Origin of the sequence: Breznakiella homolactica (genome assembly GCF_016616095.2) — a bacterium.
Classification (GTDB): domain Bacteria; phylum Spirochaetota; class Spirochaetia; order Treponematales; family Breznakiellaceae; genus Breznakiella; species Breznakiella homolactica.
On the sequence record NZ_CP067089.2, the window covers coordinates 1,914,252 to 1,937,121 of the forward strand.

Consider the following 22,870-nt stretch of genomic DNA (forward strand, 5'->3'; position numbering starts at 1 on the left):
CGTTAACCCGTATACGGTTACGCCCATTCGGCGTTTTCGTATACAAGTGAAATGGTTTCCTGAATAACACCATTCTCGGTGCTGCTCAGGTCGGAAACGGTCCATCCGCAGGGAACACAGTTAAACAGGTTCCGGCGCTGGATTTCAGTGGTACCGTCCCGGTCCATGAAAACTACGGATACGGATTTCTGCTCGGGATTTCCCCGTTCCACACTCTTCCACCATTCCTTGAGGACCTTGTCCCGGGGATCGGCGTTGCGGACCATCTTTACCGTATCGTACTTTACTTTTCCGACAACCTTCCGGGGATTTTTATCCATCCCGCCCATGTCATCGGAAACTTCCGCGGTGGCACCGAGGCCGGAAACCGAAACAAAGTTTCCGTAATCGATGCCGTCGACTTCAACCTTAAAATAGGTTTTCGTAGTGGGGCTGTAATCTGCCATACGTTCTCCTTTTTGGCTTACTAGCCAGTGTTTTATTCGTTATCAAGGGTTTTCTGAGAAACCCTGAACACGACAAATTCAGCGGGTTTGGCCGGGGCCAGACCCAGTTCGACGACAACGTATCCCGCGTCGATGGATTCCGGGGGATTGAGCTCATCGTCACACCGGACATAAAAGGCTTCCTCAGGGGTATCCCCGAAGAGGGCCCCGGAGCGCCAGATATTCAGCAGGAAGGATGTAATATTCCGGGTGATTTTTTTCCAGAGATCCCGGGTATTCGGTTCGAATACCACCCAGTTGGTACCGTTCTGGATCGCCTGTTCAACCATGCAGAAAAGACGGCGGACGTTGACATACCGCCATTCCGGATCGGAGCTGACCGTCCGCGCTCCCCAGACCCGGATACCCCGGCCGGGGAATTCCCGGATACAGTTGATCCCCTTGGGATTGAGCAGTTCCTGTTCAGCGTCGGTAAGGTTGTACTTGAGACCCAGGGCGGTCTTGAAGATTTCGTTGGCCGGCGCCTTGTGGACGCCCCGGGTCCCGTCAACCCGGCTGCAGATACCGCACATTCCCCCCGAGGGCGGAGCGTACACGTTCTGGTCCGCCGCGGTGTCGTACATCTCGATCCAGGGGAAATAATACGCCCCCATGATGGAGTCCCGGGGCATGGGCATGGTGTCGATGCCTTTTTCCAGCTCCTCAGGAGAATCCAGTACGGCAAAGCGGAAACGGTTTTTCTCGCAGTGGGTCAGGATCGCGTCCTGAGCCGCGGGATCGATGACCCCCGGGGCCGCCACCAGGGCAATATCGGGGATCGTATCAAAGAGGCAGAGGCCGGTCTTTTTTCCCGGGCCGTCGTCGGTTCCGATAATAAGTTTCGCGATATTGGCGGGATTTTCAATTTTCACCGGTTCCTGGGGAGCTTCGGCGGCGTCGGCTTTCTGGTCCGCCCCTTCCTCACCCTTCGCGGCGGGTTTTTTCTTTTCCTGGGGCAGCTCCATCAGGTTGTTGATATACGCCTTGGTTCCGCCGTTCTGAAAGAACTGGTACACCCCATGGCCGAGCCATCCTTTGCTGTGAAGCCCGCCGAAAATCTTGGTATACTGGGTCCAGTTCGTGACCAGGACCGCTTCGTTGACCGGTCCTTTTTCGGCCACCCCCAGGAAGCCGGCGATGTTGGTGGCCCCCGCTTCGATCGGCTTTGAACCGCTGCTTACTTCCTCAACATATACGCCTGGTGTTTGGTAATTAGGCACTTTCGTATCCCCCTTTTACAGGATTGGTATTTTCTTCCCAAAACATGGAAATTAAGCCGGCCCGGTCCGTACACGAATCCGGAGCGGCATATGTGATTATTCAACCGTCTTGCTTCTGATATCCGTTTTCTGAACCCGCCGGAACTCGCCTCCTTTTTCAGAATTCACCGCCGCCTCTATCCGGTACTCAATGGTCACGGCCGGAAATGCCTGGCCCGCCGGCAGGGGCCGATTGACAATGGGCTCCCTGATTACCGGCTCGATATACACGGTATCATTTGAATTGCCGTGCCAGTTGTAGTCCCCCGGGGAAAAGGTATTGTGGTCCTTGAAATACCTGATGATGCAGCCCGCGGCTTCAAGAAGAGCCGGGTATGTCCCGGAAATAACCGTGACGGCGGCAATAAAAGCCACATAGGTCGGAGCGGGATAAGTTTTTTCATCCACAAAAACCTTTTCCCCGTTTTTATCCTGCGACACCTGGGCCACATCCGTTACTATAAGAAAAACACCGGCGGCTTCCGGCGCCGCAGCGGCGGGAACACCGCCGCGTACGTCAAAGAGACCGGTGGATGAACCTACCTCACTGAGGATTCCGAATAGCGTTTCATAGCAGTGTCTGAGTATTCCGTATTGGCTCAATCCAATTCTCTCCGGTTCTCTATTCTGACCTCATCCAGGTACGGAAGCTCATCGTCTTTGAGGACGAGCTTATCCACCGCGACACCGGCGTCAATATCAAACAGCCGGACTTCATCCACCGACAGGATCCCCTCAACCTTTTCAATCTGTTTCAGCACCGTCCCGCCGGTCACCGCCTTGCCGAATTCCCATCCGCCGCCGGTTCCGCCGCACAGGGCGTGGAAATTGGCGCGCAGGGCCGTATCAATATTTTTTTTCAGCCGTTCCACATCCATGACATCGCTTTTGAAAACCAGGGTCATGAGAATATGGAACCCCCGGTACAGCGGCGCCTGAACCCTGATTTTCGTTCCCACCAGTTTCCGTTCATCCAGGTAGCCGTGGACCCTGCGGATCAGTTCCCGGGAAGGGATAAGCCGGTGGGCCAGGGTCTCTCCCGAGGGAATGACGGGAATAACGATTACCGTGATTTCGCCCTGCCGGTTCTTTTCCTTGAGGCACCAGGCCCGGCCCACCGAAGCGGACGCTTCCCGGGAAAGCCACTGGAAGTCCTCGGCCGTGACCGCCCGCTGCAGACTCTTGAAGACTCCGGCTGCCCGGGATTTAAGATTATCGATGGTTTCCATATCCGCGCCGCCCTCGGCGGGAAATGGATTATCGCAGCCGGCGATAAAGGGAATACTCTGGGTGAGGGTCCTCAGTGTTCCCGCGGCCACATTGCCCGAAGAACCGCCGCCGGTGCAGTACGATCCGATACGGATATTGAATTTCCGGCGGGGCGGATTTATCCCCCGCTGGCCGTCACCGAAAAAGATTCTGTTTTCGCGGTAGTCCACCACAAAGTGGCGGGAATGGGAATTTGAAGCGTAAAAGGTGTCCGCCTCTTTGTACCGGACCCAGACGGACTCCCCGTCAATCTGGTACGGCTCGGGGATCCCCTCGCCTTTCATGATTTCCAGTTCGTTGGCCGGCGGAATTGAACCTTCGTCAATATACAGTTCCATTCCCGGAAGCAGCGGTCCATGGGCAGGGCTGACCCACTGCGCGGGCGCGCCGGTACCGGAGCCGGCAATCTCGTTTTTATAGGTGGTCCTGTTCCGGGCGTATACCGCGTTGGTCAGCACCGCCGTCACCGTAGGCTGGATTTCAAAACTGCCCGAAAGAAACCGGACCCTGAGCCAGTACAGGTCCCTGTCAAACTGGTCCTTGCTGGCCATATCCTCGGGGGCGGTAAATTCGATAAACCCCGATTCATGGAATGAGTCGGTATAATCATTTACCGGAAGCCCCTGCCAGCCGGTTCCGTCCCAATATTCCCATGAAAGATCCAGAAGCCGCCGTTCCGCGGCGGATTCAAACAGTTTTTCGTTGAAAAAAGAAAAACGCCGGCTTTTTGGTTTTGATGAACGGTCGTCATCAATTTTTATATACAGAGAACCGGATCCCTTGGGAAAAGCCGACGAAAAGCCGAGGTACAGCGCCGGTATCGTATCGGCGGAAATATCAAAGAGGAGCGTTTCCGGGGTCTGGTTTTGTTTTGTTTTCCGCAGCCGGGTTTTCAGATCGTGCCAGGAAAAATTACTGTTGGTGTATATCGATTCGGGCTGCTGAATACCGGCGTTGTAGCTGAGGCGTATCTTGCTGAATACCGGCGAATGCACCTTGGAAGAAAACTGCCATACCCAGTTTTCCTTGTCGTCCTTAATGTATTCGCCTCCCAGGGAAAAGTCCTTGGTAAGCAGCCGGATTCTGAGCCAGTACCGTTCTTCCTTGTTTACCGCTGTTTTAAAAATGGTATCCGGTACAATGAACTGAACCTCTCCGGGCTGTTTAAAGGCAAAGGTCCCGTCCTTAAAATCAAACCGGTTGGGCCCTGACGTATCCCGGGGGCTTTCCCCGATTTTCGCCCAGTTGCTGCCGTCCCAGTATTCATACGAAAACCGAACGTTTTCATTCTCATCGCCGGGAACGTATATTTCACTGAAGGCGAAGGACAGAAAAACCCTGCTGCCGGGGCGGGAAAATATTTCATCCGCCGAAAGGTAGAATATTTCATTGTATTCGGGATTTTCCGAAAAAATCCGGAAAGAACTGTTCATATCCACCGGCGCGTACTGGGATCCGGAATTGGAAAAACACAGATCCGGCAGAAATCCCGAACCGCCGAAATGGGTCTGGAGTTCCAGACCCGAAACAGTAATGGCTTTGCGGCTTTCCGGAACTTCCGTCAGAACCGCCCGGAGGAAGTACCCTTCCTGCCCGTTTACCGTATTGGGTTCTATGGGAACCGGGCCTTGAATATATATAGTGTTGTCCCGTTTTTTCCGTTTATCTATTGTCTGGCGGGGAGCAATATGCACCCAGGCGCGGCCGTCCCAGTATTCCCAGTACAGAAAATTCGTTATCTCATCCCGCACCGACGTAATTTCCGCGGAGGATTTAAAGGTTATCTGAATGGTGTGGTCGGAAAGCAGATACGAAAACAGCGGTGAACCTATATACAGAATATGATCAATCTCTCCGTTAGCCTCAAAAAGCCTAAAGGGGGAAACTGCATCGTCCCCGCAGTAATCGGTCCAGAGTTCTCCGCGCCGGTTGATACAGGCCAGCAGGCGGTTATTCTGTACGGTAATATTCTGTTCCGTCTCGAACATGTACATGGTGTCGCCGCCGGAAGCCGCGGCTATCTGGGTGCCGGCCTTGACCGCGACAGGTTTTTTATACCCTTCCACAGGAAAGAAACGGATCACTGCCCGGGCCGCCTGGGGCGGGATGAGGGAAAGACCCATAAGCTCGAGGAGGGACAGATACGTTTTTTCCGGAACCTGGTTGAGGCGGTAGAGAGTAAGTTCCGTCATCCAGGCAAAGAGTTCAATCAGGGTGATCCCCGGGTCCGTCGGATTATGGTTTGTCCATTCCGGGCAGTACCGGGGAATCAGCCGTATTGCCTCATCAACGATATCGTCAAAGGTCCTGTCATCCAAGTTGCTTTTTGGAATCAATTTCACCTCGCTCTAAATAAAAGGGATAGACCATATTAAAAAACGTATTCACGGACCGGATCTCATAGTCTATGTGGATGTTTATCGCCACGGGATTGTCAGGGTCGGGTTCACCTCTGACTTCCTTTAAAATAACCCGGGGCTCCCACCTGACTATGGCTTCTTTTACATAATGCTCGGCCAGGGTTACGGCCCTGGGTGTATTGGGAGAAAAAACGAGTTCATTAATGGCACAGCCGAAATCCGGACGCATCAGGCGTTCTCCCGGGCTGGTGCTGAGTATTATTCGGATGGATTCCTCTATGCTTTTTTCATACTGGGAGAAGCGGATATTTCCTTTGATATCGGAAGTGACTGGAAACGCCCATCCTTTACCCAGCAGATTCCTATTCATAACTCACTGTCTCCATTTTATATTTCAATGAATTAACAAATTGTTTTTTTAACTGGGATAACAATTTATTCTACTCAGGCCTCATCAAACAATCTATATAGTTTCCCACGGAATAACAACTTTTTTTTATTTTTTTCGGTGTTTTTATTTTAATCAATCATTGATAAAAGAGGTATTAAATATTTCATTGCATGAATTTTTTAATTTTTCGAAAAAAGTTAGCGTATTAAGTTTTTTATTGTTGATAATTCATCCAAGTATTTGTTAGTATGGAATAGATGGACCTGCCCTCTGATTAATTTAAAAAATTCTTTTTGAATTTCTGTGATGCCGAAAAATTTGCTGTATATTGGCTGTAATAAATACGGGGAGGCTGCGACATGTTTTCGTATTATTTCCTGGGAAAGGTAACCGACAATCAGGATCCGGACTCCCTGAACAGAATCCGGGTCAGCAAAATCGGAGAGGATGAATCCGTTACCGACTGGATTCCCGTTATAACTCCCTACGCCGGAAACGACACCGGCCTTTCCCTGCTCCCCGATGTGGATGATCAGGTATTAGTTGTTTCATTGGATGAACATAATATCAGAAAGGCGGCCATAGGCGGCCTTTGGTCAAACGAAGCTGCGCCGCCTTCCACGGGAGAAAACTCCGACGCGGATCTGAATCAGGACGGAAACAACAGCCTCAGGTTTTTCAAGAGCCGCAGCGGGAGCATGGTTATTTTTGACGACACCGAGGGAGAGGAAAAAATACAGATCATTTCCTCCGACGGAAAATCCCGGTTTGAGTTTCTCAATGCCGATGAAATGGTTTCCCTTACCACGGAGAACGACCTGACCATCGGAGCCAAGGGAGTCATTTCCATCCAGGCTGAAGAAATCGAAATAAACAGCAAGAAACAGCTTAATCTCACCGGGGAGGAATTCCAGATAGCCGCGAAAAAAGCTATGGATATCACCTCCGATCAGGATATAACCGTAAAAGGCTCGGGCATAGCCCTTAATTGAAGGAGAGTGTTTATATGGCCGAAAAACAGGAACTGGAAATTCAGATTACCCATGACGGTACCGTTACAATTAATGTCCAGGGAGCCAAGGGCAGTTCCTGTCTGGATTTAACCAAAGATCTTGAAGAGAGCCTGGGAGTGGTCATGGACCGTGAGCGGAAATCTTCGTTTTACGAACAGCCTGATACGGAAAAAGTCCGGATCCAGGGAGAAAAGCAATGAACCCGGGGGGCATAGACTTTTTTCTTCCCCTGGGACTCTCCATGGACGGAAAACTGTACCGGAAGGGACGGATGCATCTGGCCACCACCGCGGACGAGCTTGAAATCCAAAGCACCGACGAAGTGGGAATGAATACCCGGTACCGGGACATTATGCTTCTATCCCGGGTTATTGATGAACTGGAAGGTATTTCCCCGGTTACGGTAGAGATTATAGAGAATCTTTTTGAAGCGGACTTCCTGTACCTGCAGCTGCTGTACAAGGAATTAAACGGCGACATGGAAACGAGAATTACCGCCACCTGTCCTGAATGCGGAACCCGCAGCCAGGTACATATTCCCAGCCTGTATGAAGATATGGGGCTTTATAAGGATCAGGGTTAGCATTTACCGGAGAGATCCGTGGGGATAACCGGCGTATGGGGAAACAGATGAATACGGGGCAGGAAAAACAGCGGGACACCACCCGGTATGTGGGTATTAACTTATACAAAGCCCGGAAAAAAATTCTCCAGGATTTCCCGGATATGGCGGAAGCGGATATCGCCGTGGAGTACACGGAATCACCCCATCCCCGGTTAACCGTGCTGAACTGCCGGTTTGAGCCTGCCCGGCGGACGATACGGCTTACCGTTTCATCAAACAACCCCATCCGCCATCTGCCCTCAAATTACCAGAACAATGAATTTCTCCGGGGGTTTCTCATGATCTTTCAGCATATTATGAACGATACGGCGGGAACCCTGGATAATCTGCATGAATATTTCAGGCCCATGGAAAGCCCCGTACGGTTTCTTCCGGTACTGGCGGACTGGCTGGGCATACACCTGGATACCCTGGGCGGGGAAGATGAGGTCCGGCGGTTCCTCCAGTACGCGATTCCTCTGTACCGCTACCGCGGTACGGCCCTGGGCCTCCGGGCGCATCTGGCCATTGTATCCGGGGTTATTCCCGAGATCATTGAAGGGTCCCGGCCCTACTCTTCCATGGTTATCCATGAAAACTCCGGAGTGGAAACCAGTCTGTTTGAGGCTGAAAATGAGGAACAGTGTTTTACCATTTTTTTTCCGGTGGAGCGGAGCCGCTTTGATGACACATTGATACGGAGACTTTCCCTGATTGTTCAGCAGGAAAAACCGGTCCACACCAAAGCGTACATCAGTTTTGTGCAGCCCAAAAAAGAATGGAGAAAGGTTACCACCATCCGGGAGGAAAACTCCATGGATCTGGACGGGGTGATATTTATCTAGGGAGCATTTGATATGGCGGAACATCTGGAACCATTCAGACGGGCAAACTTTTTCCCGGGACTGCAGGCAGGACCGGGATACTGGAATGCCATAGAGGATTACCATTTCGAGAAGGAATTGCTCTACAACAAGCTTTTCCACGGATTCGGAATCGTCTCGGGGTACCTCGACTCTCTGCAGGTGCAGGCTGAAAAAACCAAGGGGGGACTTATCACCCTGCTGATTGCCCGGGGTGTCGCCATTGACGGCACCGGCCGGCCGCTGTTTCTGTATGAACCCCAGGTGCTGGTACTGGATCCGAAAAAATTCAAACTTCCCGCTACGGTATTCGTAACCATCAAATACGAAGAACAGTATGTGGAATATTATCAGAATAAAGAAAACAGCGATCTCCAGGGGTATCAGAAGCGGCTGGAAACGGTAAAGCTGGACATAGTCCCGGAAATCCGGGAGCCGGAGCTGGAGATTGAACTTGCCCGGATACAGCTCGCCGAGGACGAAGGCGGCGGGCTGCACGAAATAAAAAACAACGATGATTTTACCGATCCCGGGGTAAACACCCTGGATTACCGCTTTGTTCCCTGGGCGTCGCGGATTAAAAAGGGGATTTCCACCTACCTGCTGCGCTTTTTGGTGGAATTGCTGGAGTATACCAGAACGGTGGCTGCTTCGGGCTACGAGGTACTGCCGGTTATATCGCTCCGGAATCTCCAGAGTTCCGCCATGACCGCCAAGATGATTGTCCAGTGCGCGGGAATTTCCTTTGACGATGTGATTCACCTGATCCATCCCCTGTTTGATCATGACCATCAGGTCCTGTTTGAAATCGCGGAGTACGAACGGGAACACGAGGATGAAGGACGGCTGTACACGGCGAAAAACAGCTATGAAATTTCCAGGACCGCCATGTATGATCTCGGCGACCGCCTGAAAAGCTACAACAACAGCTATGAAGAAATCGATCTTATCCTCAAGGCCCACCGTGCCGTAATGGAAGGACTGCGCCAGACCCTGATCGCCAAAGAAGTGAGCAGCGACGATATTAAATACATCAGCTACACCATGCCCCATGTGCTGCTTTTCGGCGAAGACCGGTACACCCTGGTGGATACCCTCAATCCCGGTTCCAAGGAATCCCTGGAAAACCACCAGTTTGAGCTGGTGGACTGCAGCCATCCCTCCACCCATAACGAAGCGTTTTTCTATCCCGACGGGGTATTGGTCCACGATACGGTAAAACGGTGGATCGGCGGAACCATGCAGTTCCAGCTGCGCAACATCATCCGGGGACGGAAAATGCTGGTCATCCGGCGTACGGATATCCACCAGGGGAATTATTCCGTGGAGGTCCGCCTGGACGGGACCCAGATGCGGGTGCTGGACGTGGACGGGGTCGATACGAAACAGCGCTGGCGGAATCTGTTTGTGGTTTACGACGAGGGTGAGGTAAAAGAAAACGCGGGTCTGATCCGGTTCAGCATCGGGGAAAAAGGCCGTGACAATACGGGAACAATTTGGATCTACCAGATTCTGTAACAGGGAATACGGGCTAAGGAGTATGCGCATAAATGCGCTTCCGATTCAAAAGGATACTAGGAGTATTCATGGGTTTTAAATATTGCAAGGAAGGCCATGTGATGGATCCTTCCTGGAAACAGTGTCCCGTATGTCTGGCGCCGCTCCGCGGCTGGCTGGTACAGCTTAAGGATAATCTTCCGGGAACGGTCTATACCATACATGAAGGAAAATCGTTTATCGGCAGCGGCGCGGACTGCGAAATACGTATCCTTGACGGAAACTTAAGCCGGCAGCATGCCTACATGACCATCGCGGATTCAATCTGTTCCATTGTGGATCTCGGAAACGGGGCGCTTATCAAGGTTAACAACTGCGAGACGGTAAAGACCACCCTGATTGACGGGGATGTAATCCAGCTTGGGGATCTGAGTTTTAAAATAAAATTGCTCTAGGGGGAATAATGAGAAAGACCCGCCGTATACCTGTGTTTGGTTTTTTATTTCTGTTTATGTTCTCCATGTCCGCTGTTCTTAACGCCCAGGAAGAAAAAAGCAAACTCTCAATAAAGATTGACCAGATAATTTCGGATGATTTTCCCAATATACGAGCCTATGCGGTTATCCAGGATGACAAGGGAGAAGTTCTTACCGGACTGTCGCCGGGGCTTTTCCAGTTCCGGATTGATTCCATGGAGACCGAGCTCAAGTCACAGATAACCCCCTTTGCCATGAAAGAGGCTCCCATTGACTACAGCATAATATTTTCCAACAACGGAATCATGGAAGGGGAGCCCCTGGATTTCCAGAAAAACGCGCTCCTGCAGTTTATCGACACCATGAAAGCCTCCGACCGGCTGTCCCTGTATACCATCGGCGAGGAAGCGGGAATAATTTTTGAGGAGATGGGAAAAGAAGACATCGATCCCGCCATGGTCAACAGTGTGGAAATCAGCTCGGTGCAGCCCCGGGTATACGATTCGGTGATCAATGTGGTGCGTAAGGTCCAGCGGAGGCATACCGACCGCAGGGTCATCATAATCATATCCGACGGACGGGATCAGAACAGCCGGTTTACCAAGGACCAGATGAATACGGTACTGGGTGAAGCGGATATTCCGATCTATGCCATAGGCATCCGGGTACTCAATACCCAGAGCCTCAGCAATCTCAACGAAATGGCGGACTTTACCGGGGGATCGTATATATACTCAACCCGGCTCGCGGATATTCCCGATAACCTGAAGCGGATTAATTCGCGGATTACCCAGCCCTACATTATTGACCTGAAGATCCGCAAAATGAAAGCCGATGAATTGCCCCACGTCCTGGAAGTTTCCGTTAATACCAGCGACAGCAGCGGCAAAGGACAGAAAACCTTTGTCGCGGTTAAGGTTCCGGTGCCCCGGTGGGTGCGCTGGACCATACTGATCGCCGCCGCGGCGGCAATCGCGGCGGCGGTGGTGGTGACCATTATTCTCCGTATTAAAAAACGCCACCGCATGGGAATAACCAAACGGAAATGCCCGGAGTGCCGCAACCGTATGAAGGACACCTGGGACTCCTGTCCGTTCTGCCGGTATCTTCCGGAAAAAAAGAAGAAAAAGAAACACAAGGGAAAGAGTGATGCCTGAAACGACGGTCCCCGGTATATACGTTACCGAACAGCAATACACCCTCAATCCGCTGCATATCGATGCCCGGTGTGTAACCGGTTTCGTGGGAATCGCGGAACGGGGACCGCTCCATTCGCCGGTACAGATCCGAAGCTTCGACGAATACCTTAAAATCTTCGGGGCCTTTGATACCGCGGGCAACCTGCCCTTCTCGGTGTACAACTATTTTAAATGCGGCGGCGCAGAATGTATTATTGTCCGGGTAGCCGACGAAACCAACGCCAGAAAAGCCCGTCTCCGGATGAAGTGCCAGAACGGAGGGTTCCAGCTGGAAGCGAAATCCGAAGGGATCTGGGGGAACTACATTAAAGCCCGCGTCTGGCACGAGACCGACGCCGCGGCTCCCGTCCGCGGGGCCGACGGGGAGGAAGGAAACTGGATCGAATTGGAAAACCGGGAAATCCGGGAACAGGATATTCTCCGAATCTCCCTTTCCGGCCGGAGCGTCTACCGCACGGTGGTACGCAAAGAAAATGATATCTGCCACCTCGACAAACCCCTGAGGCTGCTCCGGGGAATCAAGGATCCGTCCGCGGATATAAAGGCGGAAAAGGCCTTTGTATCCCTGAGCCTCAGCTGCAAGGGAAAGACAGAAAACTATCTGCACCTTTCAACGAACCCCGCGTCGGAGCGGTACCTGGTTTCGTATGTCAATGAACGCTCCCGGCTGTGTGTCCTGCATCCGGACCAGCCAGAGGGAATCATCACCCCCTTCTTTGAACAGACCGCATCGGGAGGAAACGACGGGATCGCCGAAATTTCTCCCGGGGATTTTATCGGCCATTACAACGGCCTTAACGACCACCGCGGCCTGGGCGCGCTGGAAAGCAGGGACGATATATCCCTGATCGCGGCGCCGGATATCCCCTGGCTGCTGGGGCAGGCGGGGAAAACCCCGGAAGAACGGGAACAGGGTGTATTCGCTGTTCAGTCCGCTATGGTGGAACAGGCGGAACGCTTCCCCGGAAGGTTCGCGGTGCTGGATATTCCCGGCGTATTTGACAGCCTCAAAGCCATGCAGTGGGCGAAGAAATTCGACAGCCCTTCGGCGGCAGCGTATTATCCGTCCATCGATGTGATCGACCCACTGGATCCCCAGGGATTCAAAACCGTCAGGATTCCGCCTTCGGGGGCGATCTGCGGAAGCATTGTCGCCACGGACAGCGAAAAAGGAATTTTCCACGCCCCGGCGAATACCACCCTCCAGGGCGCGGTGGGACTTTCATCCCGCATAGAGGACCGGGAGTACGAACTGCTCTACCCCGCCGGAGTCAATCTGCTGAAGTATTTTCCCGGCAGGGGAATCAAGATATGGGGGGTGCGGACCCTGTCGTCGGACCCGGAATGGAAATACATCAACGTCCGGCGGACCTTTTCGGCGATCTGCAAAAGCCTTAAACAGGGAACCCAGTGGGCCGTCTTTGAACCGAACGACAAAAATCTGCGCAAGCGTCTGGTCCGGCAGGTATCGGGATTCCTCCTGGACCTGTGGCTTAAGGGCTACCTGGCGGGAAGCACCGCGGAGCAGGGTTTTTTCGTCCGCTGCGACGAGGAACTGAATCCGCCGGAAAATATCGACCAGGGGATCCTCACCTTTGAGGCGGGCCTCGCCATCACGAAACCAGCGGAATTTTTTACTATTTTTATCACCGCCGAAAAAGAAGGCGCCAGTGTATATATCGAAGAATCCTAAAGGAGGCATTGAATGTCGGATGATAAACGGTTGAGTTCATATCTTTTTACCATTGAGATCGATGGTATCGAGACTGCCCGGTTCCAGAAATGCGAAGGGCTTGAGGCGGAAACCTACGTGTATGAAATAGAAGAAGGGGGACTCAATACTTCGACCCACAAATTCTACGGCCGCACCCGGTATCCGAATCTGATTCTTGAAAAGGGCATTACCGAAAATGAGGCTTTGTTCAAATGGTACAAAGAAACCGTTTTGGAAGACCGCAAGATCGAACGGAAAAACGGGTCCATCATCCTCAAGGACACGGAAAACAACGAAGTCAAACGGTGGAATTTTTTCCGGGCCTTTCCCTGCCGGTGGATCGGTCCCAGGCTCGAAACCAATATGGGCAGCGATTACGCCCTGGAACGGATCGAAATAACCCATGAAGGTCTGATGGTGGACGGCAATTAAAGAGCCGGACTATGCCCGGCTAAAAAAAGAAAAATAAAATCCCAGGAGGGAAACATGGCACTGGAAAAAGCGGTAATTACAAATCTCGATACCAATGATGAAATACCGGTTCTTTTTAATCCCAAGGAATACGTAATAGAAAAGAAAACGCCCTGGTCCGAAATGAATGTCTTCGGCCTGGATTCACCGCCGGTGCAGTTTACCATGGGCGAACGGAAACGGCTGACCATGGAGCTGTTCTTCGACACATCCGAGGAAAAAACCGATGTCAGGGAACACACCAACAAGATCGAAAACCTTATGATGGTCAACGCCCAGGAGCACCGGCCGCCGATTCTCCGTTTTTCCTGGGGGAACCTGAGCTTTGAGTGTGTCCTGGAAGACCTGGTGCAGCGGTTTACCCTGTTCACCAATGACGGGACACCCCTGCGCGCTATCCTCAAGGTGGTGTTTAAGGAATACGCCACCGCGGCGGCCCAGCTGTCCAATACCCGCCGGGAATCCGCGGATCATACCAAGCGGATGGTTATCCGGGAGGGCGAATCCATTTCGTCCATCGCGGCCCGGGAGTACAACGATCCCGGCAAGTGGCGGGTCATCGCCGAGGCAAACCATATTGAAGATCCCGAAAACGTAAAACCGGGAACCATCGTCGAACTTCCGCCTTTGTACTAACGGGGAGCGGCCATGAGCGAAAACAAGCATTTAACACCGGTCTGGATTATTTACGTTGACGGGAAACGGCTCGATGTGAAGCACGAAGGAGCCCTCAGGAGGATCACCGTCAATGACCGGCTCAACGGCGTTTCAACCTTTTCGGTACTCTTTGATACCACCGAAACCAAGGTCCGTGATCTGGGACTGATTTCCCTGGAAAGCGAAATCTCGATTCACATTGGATACAAGGACGATGTGGAGGAGCTCTTTTCCGGGGAGGTTCTGGCATTCCGGGCGGTATTCCCCGAATACGGAACGGAACAGCTGGAAGTTACCGGCTGTAATGTGCTTCACAAACTGGCCCGGGGTTCGAGTTACCGCAGCTTTGAGGAACAGTCCCCTTCGGATATTATTTCCGGCCTGATCGATTCCTATTCCCTTAAGGCGGATGTGGACAGCTTCGGCACGGCCCAGCCCTTCTCCTCCGAGGAAGGCTTAAGTGATTACGAATACCTGATGCGGGTAGCCGGAGCGTACGGCAAGGATGTGTTCGCCGACAAGACCACGGTCTATGTGAAGGATGAAATCAGCGTCCGCAGCGACGAAGTTATTTTCGAGTGGGGAAAGAGCCTGATCAGCTTTGAGGCGGAACAGAACATCCGGAACCTGCTTTCCCGGTGCGACTACATCGGCTGGGATCCCCTCAAGAACGAATCCTTTACCGGCGGCGCCGCCCTTTCGGACATTGCCCATACTGTGGGCGGTTCCAGCGACTGGACCGGCGTATCCAAAGGCGGGGGCGGAAAATTCACGGCCCTTGCCGCGGACTTCGGACTCAAGGACGCGGACGACGCGAAACAGCAGGCGGCGGGGATGCTCCAGAAGAATTCATTTTCATTCGGGCGGGCCTCGGGCAGCGCCGAGGGAAACTACAAACTCCGGCCGGGCATGCGGGTGACCATCAAGATGGTGGGTGAAGCATTTGAGGGCGAATACATCGCCGATTCAGTATGCCACCGCTTCGACCACCGGTCTGGATACGTCACGGAGTTCGGCCTTAAACGGAACATGTGTCCGTGAAGGTTCACCGGATAATTCCCGTATCCCGGGTCAACGGCCCGGGAGCGCGGTTTACCCTCTGGGTCCAGGGATGCTCCCGGGGTTGTCCGGGCTGCTTCAATCCCCTTACCCACGGGGACGGCGGGACCGATATGACCGCGGAGGCCATTATCCGGAAAATCCCCGCCGGGGACGTAACGGGCATCACCGTGTCCGGGGGAGAACCCTTTGAGCAGCCCGGGGAACTGGCCCTGCTCCTGGAAGCCGCCGGCAAAAAAGGCCTCCACCGGCTGGTCTATACGGGATTCACCTATGAGGAACTGACGGCAATGGAAAATGAAGCCATCACCGGGGCGCTGAAATTTACAGACATTCTCATAGACGGCCCCTACCGGGAGGACATCCCCCCCGCAAGCCCCTGGACCGGTTCGGGTAATCAGCGGATCCTGGAACTGGAAAACGGCGCCATCCGTTCGGTTTTATCCGATACGGCCGAATCACCCGGAGACGGGGAAATCATCATCACCGAAACCGGAGCCGTCATCGCCACCGGTATATTCAACAGCGCTGAAATAACGCAGTAACGAGGAACACCATGGAAGCAGAACGAGATTCAGGGATTATGATAGAAACACTCATCCGGGCGCGGTACCCCCTGGTGTATGTGGTCTCCTTTGAGGAAGGCCGGGTGGACCGGCGGCTCAAAACCATTACCGGCGCCCGGAAGAAACAGCTCTTCAACTGGACCATCACCAACGGCCTGGAACTGCCCGACGGATCCTGGATCACCGAACTCAAGGACCCCATCAAGGTTCTGGAATACATCCTCCAGTCCGATGTAAACGGCCTCTTTGTTCTGCGGGACTACCACCACTACCTCAACGACCCCGTGGTGGTCAGGAAACTCCGGGACGTGGCTCACGCCCTTAAACTCACCCGGAAGAATATCATCTTCCTCTCCCCGGTCCTCAAGGTTCCCACGGAACTGGAAAAGGAAATCGCCGTCATCGATTACGTCCTCCCGGACAAGGAAGAAATCAGGGATATCATCACGAAAATCGCCGGCTCCCTGGATGACGCCGGCAGCCTGGACATCAAGGAGTCCCCGGAAAAGCTCGATAAGATCGTTGAGGCCGCCCTGGGACTGACCGCCGAAGAAGCGGAAAACGTATTCGCCAAAACCCTGGTCCAGAAAGGCCAGTTCGATATAAACATTATTCTTTCGGAAAAAGAACAGATCATCCGGAAATCCGGAGTACTGGAATACTACCACGCCAACGAGAAGATGGCGGAAGTCGGCGGCCTGGAGGAGCTGAAAAAATGGCTCACCAAACGGGGCAAAGCCTTTACTCCCAAAGCCCGGGAATTCGGGCTGCCCGAACCCCGGGGAATCCTGCTCCTGGGTATCCCCGGATGCGGAAAGAGCCTGACCGCCAAAGCCATCGCCGGCATGTGGCAGCTGCCGCTCCTCAAACTGGACGTGGGCAAAGTATTTTCCAGCTATGTGGGCAGCAGCGAGGAAAACGTCCGCCGCGCCATCCAGACCGCCGAATCCATCGCCCCCAGTATCCTCTGGCTCGATGAAATGGAAAAAGGATTCTCGGGGCTCGGCTCCTCCGGCATGACCGACGGCGGCACCACCGCCCGGGTCTTCGGCACCTTTCTCACCTGGCTCCAGGAAAAAACCACCCCGGTATTTGTGGTAGCCACCAGCAACAACGTAAGTCAGCTCCCCCCGGAACTGCTGCGCAAAGGCCGGTTCGACGAGATCTTCTACGTGGACCTCCCCTCAAAGGAAGAACGCCACGAGATTTTCAATATACACCTGGCAAAACGGAACCGTGATCCGGGACAATTCAACCTGGACAAACTGTCGGGCCTGTCCCACGGATTCTCGGGTTCGGAAATAGAGGAAGTGATCGTCTCCGGGCTGTATGACGCCTTTGACCGCGACCAGGAACTGGAACAGAGCCATCTGGAACAGGTGATCGAAACTTTGATTCCTTTATCCCAGACCATGGAAGAACAGATCCGCGGGATCCGTGACTGGGCGAAACTCCGGGCCCGGCGGGCCAGCACCATCCAGTGGGAGGATGAAGGCGGCGCCGTGCGGCAGCTGGAAATGTAACCCCACAGAGTGCCGCGTTTCTCCGCAGTGTTCCTTTGGGATACTGCACAGCTGTGATGAGAATTTGAAATGAAACCGGCGGTTCCCGCAACAGGGACCGCATAGGGAGGTGTGATATGTTCAGGTACCGGGAAGAGCTGGAAAAACTCCTGGAAAAATACCCGGATCCGCGAAAGAAGGATACCGGGATCATCGAGTTCCGGCGGAAACAGGTGACCAAAGCGGCCCTCCCCAAGTTCGGGGTGGTCCATGACAACCAGGATCCCCAGTACCTCGGCCGTATCAGGGTCGCCTGCGACATGATCGCCCCCGGGGCCGTCACCGACTGGCTCCCGGTCATCCGCATGGGCGCCACCGCCGAAACCGGATGGTGGCAGCTCCCGGACATCGGTACCCAGTGCCTCCTGGCCTTTCCCTGGGGATGCCACAGCAAACCCGTGATCCTCGGCTTCCTCTACGACCAGAAACACCTCCCCCCGGAACACTCCACTGAAAAAGCCGCAGACAGCATCGTCTACCAGACCACCGCTCACCGCATGGAAATCATTGACGAAGACGGCAAAGAATCAATCATCATCTCCACCAAGGACGGCCAGATCCGCTACTCCGCCACCACGGACAAGGGTATCGAGATCATCAACGAACTCGGGGATATACAGATCCAATGCCGGAAACTCACCATCGAAGGGGAGAAAGAAGTCCAGATAGCCGCCGAGAAGAATGTCACCATCAACGGCGAAGACTCCCTCGCCATCAAAAGCACAAAGGGAACCAAACTCACCAGTGACAAGGACATCACCATCAGCGGCAGCAGTATCAAGCTCAACGGATCCAAGGGCGTCGCCTCAGGCGGCAAACAGCTTGCCGCGGAAGGCGACAAGGTCATGGGATTCGATATCCACCAGATGGTCATCCCCTCGGGATCAGGCACCGCGGTCGTGCCACTCCCCCACCCCTTTATCGGCAAACTCGCGGACAAACTCTCAGACGACGTCAAGGTCAACGACCACAACGCCGCGGTCAAGGGCAGTGTGGCCAAACACGACAACCCCTTGCACATGCAGCTGCCGGGAACCATCAAGTTCAACCAGAACCCCAAAAAGGAAGGGGAAGTATCAAACTTGACCGCCGCGAAGCTCAAGATCAACGGCAAGGAAGCGGCCACCATCGGAAGCATGGTAACCACCTGCAATGACATGGGAATGCAGAACAACAGTACCGTCATTGCCGTGGGGGCCAGTATCCCCATGCCCGCGATTATCAATCCCATTAACATGGATGAATACAAGAAGGAACGGGCCGACCAGGAAACCAGGAACCCGGAGTTCACCACCGTGAAGTGGTCGAAGACATCCGTCAAAGAAGGCGAGGAACTGGGACTGTCCGCGGCGGTGAAAGATATTGACGACGGGAACATGGTGACCTTCCAGGTGTGGAAGGACGGACAGGATCCGGCGGCGCATATCCCCTACGCTCAGATACCGGCGACTATCGACGGCGGGAGCGCGAAAGGAACATGGCAATACCGGTTTGTGGGGGATGAACTCCCGGATGACGACTCGAAGTTCTTTTTCACTGCCCACAGCGCGTGGTGTCCGATGAAGGAGAGCGGCAGCGCTACCATAGAACTAAAGCGGCCGAAGCTGTCGAGTCCGGAATGGAAAGACAGAGAGGGGAGTACCACCAGTAAGGGATTGGTGGGAGAAGCGCTGACCCTGTCGGTGAAGTGCAACAGCGATATGGAAGACGGGGATGGGGTGGTATTCCGGATCTATGACACCGACGGCAACCAGGTTGGAGAAGTTGGCGGGGAGAACCAGGGCGGCACCGCTGAGGCCGGGTGGATACCGACTAAACCAGCAAAAGATGCTGATGAAGAACATTGCATGTATCATTTTTCTGCTGACGCATATAGAAGCAAGCCATGTGAAAGCAGCAATTATAAGGCAAAAAGGGTTATTCCCGAATATACAGAGCTTCAATGGCATTGGGTCGATGGAGATGGCAATGAACACAAAATTACCAAAGCAGAAAATGGAGCTGAAGTGTATTTTTCTGCAAAAATAGAGAATTTACATGATGGAGATCCGATAGAAGTACGTATCTATAGAAGCGGCTATGCTAAAGAAGAAGAGTATACACACAAGGATATTCTAAAAATAGAAAATCAAAAAATAAACAGTAACTTCCATATTAAAATTGATAATGAAGAAATAATAGGCATTCAAGAAGATGAAACCATAGAATATCTTTTTAAGATTAAAGCAGTCGGATTTACTGAATGGAGTGACGACAGTGATTTACTCGAAGCTGTCTTCTGTTTTGATTTGCACTTACATGTAAAACCCGAATCATTCGATTGGGATGATGAGTTTATTCTTCAATCAACAGATGACAGTTTTAGCCAGTCACTGACAACAAAGGATGATACCGAAACACTCGATGATATCCTATCACTTCATTATTCCGGAATTATTCCTGGAAAAAATTACATAGTAAAGATGAAAAATAAAAATGGAAAAGAAAGAATAATTTTACCAGAAAGTTCATTTATAGATCTTCTTGGAGCGAGGTAAGTTATGAGTGATATTGCACGGGCAGTACAGCAAGATGATGTCAATGCCCTTACGCTTGGAAAATTTTCATTTCATTTTTATAAGAGGTATGATCTTCACTTATGGAAAGAGAATGTTAATTCTGCCCCAAGTCGCAAAGAAAAAGTATCAAATAGATATATTTACTTTTTTAGAAGATATCTTAAAAAAAATCCGGAAAGTGGAATAAGAGAATTTACTATAGAGTTCTTTTCAGAGTATTTTGCCGATAAAGACGGCAATTATATCAATTATGACATATCAGACCGAAGCAATACCAAATCAAAAGACACTTTGATAACATTACCATTAATACTTGGTCCTGATAGAGCATTAGACGGCATTTATTATAATTATTATATTTTTCTTTCTCCATTTAGAATAAGCGAAGCTAGTATAGACGCAGCTAAACTGTTTATAAGTAACTCAAACGAAGAGAAACTGCATAAATCTTTCCATACTTTTTCGGCAGGAGAAAATGTTAGTTTATTTTCTAAAATGAAGACTGACGGATATCTTGAAGTTGAGTTAAATGATTATATACATTATAGCTTTACTCTTTGTGAAGAAGCCAATAAGTTTATCACCAAATATAGAGACCATATAAACCCGGATAACGAAAGCGCACGGATTAAAGGTTTTGCGGATATAATGAATGGGGTTCTAGAATCTGAAGAAAAACTATGGGACACACTTTCAGAAGAAGCCGTAACATCGAGGAATAGTAATAATAATAGTGTGCAAACAGCCAAAGCTGCCGTTTACCAAGACAATACAGATATCCCTAAATATTTGAAGGAACGCAAAAATTATACAAGGCATTTTAATTTTGACTGGGACTTTTCATATACCAAAAGAGACCATTTCCATAAATGGAGGTATAACTATTTATTAAAAACAATGTATCTGCAGGAAGGAATAGAATTAGCTTCCAGTGAATTGTTGGAATGGATCAAAACAGAAGGATTTAACTTCTGTCTCTCTAATGTTTTGTTCGGTACCTATTCAGATACCGGGGAAGAAAATATCAATCAAAAATTAACGAAAAAAAACAATTACACACTTGATGATATTAAGGAACTGTTTACCACTGATAAATCATTAAGCGAAGATGGAGGCAGTGAAATATTTGAAGCGTATATAGGCTATATCTATTCCATTTTAAATTCTTCGTATGTAGGCCGGGAATATCTTGTTGATTTGGGAAAGACCGTTGCTGAAGACACTGAAATTAAAAATGCCCGCTATACTAGTTATGGTGAATTGCTGGAAGAAGAAGCATTTGACCGCACCAATTCATACAATTACGCGACCGGTGCATTCAAGATAACAAAGAGTGTAAGCAATTGTTTTGCCGAAATACTGGGAAACCTTTCGTTATATATAATTTATTATTATAAAGATATAAGTGTTACATCAGATGGATCTTTTTCAGAAGTAATTAACGATATACTAGATAGAATTTCCGGCACAGTTTTGGAAAAACGAGGGTTTTCATTTATTAAAAAAATAGAAAATAAAACCAGAACTCTACCAAAATCTGTTTTATCAAATATTTCAATTACAGGTGATACCGTACAAATTAATCAATATGTAGTTAAAGCAAAAAATGTAGATGATTTCCAAACATTCCTTTCTAGATTCAAACGATTCGAGATAGCCTGTGATATAATTTCTGCCGGATTGGATACAATACAATTGGTCATGATTCTAAAGAAAAACGATATCACACTGCAGGATACCTTACAGGTAACAAGTATCGGAATAAGCTATGGTCAGTTTATTCGGACACAAGTTTTAAAGCTGGGAAATTCCGCGAAACTCGATATCGCATCAAACGGCATAGCAGCAATTTTGTCAAGTGTTGCTGCGTATGAAGAATACAAACAGGGTGACTATGATTCCAGTATAGCACAGGTGGTACAAGCAGGCGGATCAATAATCTCTATCATTGGAATGGCTGCCGCCGTTTGCATCGGCGGGAAATGGGTTCTTATCGGAAAAATATTGTTCTACTCCGGAACTTTAATCAGTGTTGTCGCAGGATTATTCGGCATAAAACTTAATCAATCGACTATAGAACTACTACTGAGCCGGTGCTTTTGGGGAAAAGATTATGAATCAACAACGGCGCTTGGTGAATGGGCACTAGTTGATTTACGGAAATGGAAAACACCCCCAATAGGCTCTTCAGCACAGTGGGCTGGCAATATTGAAGCCCAGGAACACGCACTGTTACATGAACTTTACAATTTTGAAATTGATGTGTGTGAAATCGCCTGGTCGGATATGAATCGAACCGCAGGATTGTTTTGCTTGGTACTAAAAACCGAATTAAAACCATTAACAGAAATTGAGATTGAGATCGAAATCCCGAAGCCAAGACGTCCAAACAAAGAAACGCATACATTTATGCTTCGGGAGGGGGAAAATGTTTTTTTTAATCATGAAAAACCGGGCAGAGGAAGAAGTTCATTGACAAGCAGAGATGGCATAGACAAGATAGAAACTATCATGGTAATTTTTGGTGCAAAACAGAAATTTGCTGGCCTGCCTGTTAATTCATGGGGAAATGATCCTATGACTCATGCAATAAATGCGTTATTATATGGGGGAAGAGCTACCTATGATAACGTTGAAAACATTGAAGACTATAAAGCCTTTATTGTTGACACAGAAAAAGATTTTATAGAGCTAGGTAGGAATTTCATTGCGAGACAGAGCAGATACGCCAAACCTGCGGAGATAGATATAGCGATAAAATTATACCCCATGGGTAAAGCAGATAATAATACGAAGTGTATTGAAAAGAAACTGGGAATTGGGAAGTCCCAGCTATGAAAAGGAGATGAATTATTTCCATATCATTA

The 22,870-nt window shown here is 50.7% G+C and carries 20 protein-coding genes; 15 read left to right on the forward strand and 5 right to left on the reverse strand.

Features of this window, described 5'->3' with window-relative positions:
• Window positions 1-17: 17 nt before the first annotated feature.
• The 5 genes from JFL75_RS08790 to JFL75_RS08810 all read right to left on the reverse strand — a co-directional run bounded on the left by JFL75_RS08790 (window position 18) and on the right by JFL75_RS08810 (window position 5,743).
• Entirely contained in the window at window positions 18-446 is a 429-nt protein-coding gene (locus JFL75_RS08790) for a phage tail protein (protein WP_215626310.1), read from the reverse strand.
• A 32-nt stretch (window positions 447-478) separates the two neighbouring features.
• The gene (locus JFL75_RS08795) at window positions 479-1,705 is read right to left on the reverse strand and encodes a phage tail sheath family protein (protein ID WP_215626311.1); all 1,227 of its coding nucleotides are present in this window, start codon (window positions 1,703-1,705) and stop codon (window positions 479-481) included.
• 96 nt (window positions 1,706-1,801) lie between these two features.
• Window positions 1,802-2,347, reverse strand: a complete 546-nt coding sequence (locus JFL75_RS08800) for a hypothetical protein (protein ID WP_215626312.1) — start codon at window positions 2,345-2,347, stop codon at window positions 1,802-1,804.
• Window positions 2,344-5,349 (reverse strand): putative baseplate assembly protein, encoded by a 3,006-nt coding sequence (locus tag JFL75_RS08805; protein WP_215626313.1) that lies wholly within the window; start codon window positions 5,347-5,349, stop codon window positions 2,344-2,346. The genes JFL75_RS08800 and JFL75_RS08805 overlap by 4 nt, the downstream gene beginning before the upstream one ends.
• Complete coding sequence (locus tag JFL75_RS08810) at window positions 5,324-5,743, reverse strand: GPW/gp25 family protein (RefSeq protein WP_215626314.1); 420 nt, start codon at window positions 5,741-5,743, stop codon at window positions 5,324-5,326. Before JFL75_RS08810 ends, JFL75_RS08805 begins: the two co-directional genes overlap by 26 nt.
• 380 nt (window positions 5,744-6,123) lie before the next feature.
• Between JFL75_RS08810 and JFL75_RS08815 the strand changes: the two genes are divergently transcribed.
• The 15 genes from JFL75_RS08815 to JFL75_RS08885 all read left to right on the forward strand — a co-directional run bounded on the left by JFL75_RS08815 (window position 6,124) and on the right by JFL75_RS08885 (window position 22,841).
• Complete coding sequence (locus tag JFL75_RS08815) at window positions 6,124-6,756, forward strand: phage baseplate assembly protein V (protein WP_215626315.1); 633 nt, start codon at window positions 6,124-6,126, stop codon at window positions 6,754-6,756.
• Between the two features lie 14 nt (window positions 6,757-6,770).
• The gene (locus JFL75_RS08820; RefSeq protein WP_215626316.1) at window positions 6,771-6,977 is read left to right on the forward strand and encodes a DUF2997 domain-containing protein; all 207 of its coding nucleotides are present in this window, start codon (window positions 6,771-6,773) and stop codon (window positions 6,975-6,977) included.
• Window positions 6,974-7,360, forward strand: coding sequence for a CpXC domain-containing protein (locus JFL75_RS08825; RefSeq protein WP_223292805.1), 387 nt, complete (start codon window positions 6,974-6,976; stop codon window positions 7,358-7,360). The genes JFL75_RS08820 and JFL75_RS08825 overlap by 4 nt, the downstream gene beginning before the upstream one ends.
• Before the next feature lie 35 nt (window positions 7,361-7,395).
• Window positions 7,396-8,226 (forward strand): phage tail protein, encoded by an 831-nt coding sequence (locus tag JFL75_RS08830; RefSeq protein WP_215626317.1) that lies wholly within the window; start codon window positions 7,396-7,398, stop codon window positions 8,224-8,226.
• 12 nt (window positions 8,227-8,238) lie between these two features.
• Window positions 8,239-9,762: a hypothetical protein gene (locus tag JFL75_RS08835; RefSeq protein WP_215626318.1), complete on the forward strand. Its 1,524-nt coding sequence runs from the start codon at window positions 8,239-8,241 to the stop codon at window positions 9,760-9,762.
• Window positions 9,763-9,830: 68 nt separating this feature from the next.
• Window positions 9,831-10,196 carry an FHA domain-containing protein gene (locus JFL75_RS08840; RefSeq protein ID WP_215626319.1) on the forward strand — a complete coding sequence of 122 codons (366 nt, stop codon included), beginning with the start codon at window positions 9,831-9,833 and terminating at the stop codon, window positions 10,194-10,196.
• 8 nt (window positions 10,197-10,204) lie between these two features.
• Window positions 10,205-11,374 carry a VWA domain-containing protein gene (locus JFL75_RS08845; RefSeq protein WP_215626320.1) on the forward strand — a complete coding sequence of 390 codons (1,170 nt, stop codon included), beginning with the start codon at window positions 10,205-10,207 and terminating at the stop codon, window positions 11,372-11,374.
• A complete protein-coding gene (locus JFL75_RS08850; protein WP_223292806.1) occupies window positions 11,367-13,109 on the forward strand; it encodes a phage tail sheath family protein in 1,743 nt (580 codons plus the stop codon). Before JFL75_RS08845 ends, JFL75_RS08850 begins: the two co-directional genes overlap by 8 nt.
• Before the next feature lie 12 nt (window positions 13,110-13,121).
• Window positions 13,122-13,562 carry a phage tail protein gene (locus tag JFL75_RS08855; RefSeq protein ID WP_215626321.1) on the forward strand — a complete coding sequence of 147 codons (441 nt, stop codon included), beginning with the start codon at window positions 13,122-13,124 and terminating at the stop codon, window positions 13,560-13,562.
• Between the two features lie 54 nt (window positions 13,563-13,616).
• Entirely contained in the window at window positions 13,617-14,237 is a 621-nt protein-coding gene (locus tag JFL75_RS08860; protein WP_215626322.1) for a CIS tube protein, read from the forward strand.
• Between the two features lie 12 nt (window positions 14,238-14,249).
• Complete coding sequence (locus tag JFL75_RS08865; protein WP_215626323.1) at window positions 14,250-15,299, forward strand: phage late control D family protein; 1,050 nt, start codon at window positions 14,250-14,252, stop codon at window positions 15,297-15,299.
• Window positions 15,296-15,862: a 4Fe-4S single cluster domain-containing protein gene (locus JFL75_RS08870; RefSeq protein WP_215626324.1), complete on the forward strand. Its 567-nt coding sequence runs from the start codon at window positions 15,296-15,298 to the stop codon at window positions 15,860-15,862. The genes JFL75_RS08865 and JFL75_RS08870 overlap by 4 nt, the downstream gene beginning before the upstream one ends.
• A gap of 11 nt (window positions 15,863-15,873) precedes the next feature.
• Window positions 15,874-17,406 carry an AAA family ATPase gene (locus tag JFL75_RS08875; RefSeq protein WP_215626325.1) on the forward strand — a complete coding sequence of 511 codons (1,533 nt, stop codon included), beginning with the start codon at window positions 15,874-15,876 and terminating at the stop codon, window positions 17,404-17,406.
• 116 nt (window positions 17,407-17,522) lie between these two features.
• On the forward strand, window positions 17,523-19,982 hold the full coding sequence (locus tag JFL75_RS08880) for a phage baseplate assembly protein V (RefSeq protein WP_215626326.1): 2,460 nt from the start codon (window positions 17,523-17,525) through the stop codon (window positions 19,980-19,982).
• A 3-nt stretch (window positions 19,983-19,985) separates the two neighbouring features.
• Window positions 19,986-22,841, forward strand: a complete 2,856-nt coding sequence (locus JFL75_RS08885; protein WP_215626327.1) for a hypothetical protein — start codon at window positions 19,986-19,988, stop codon at window positions 22,839-22,841.
• The last annotated feature ends 29 nt before the right edge of the window (window positions 22,842-22,870 follow it).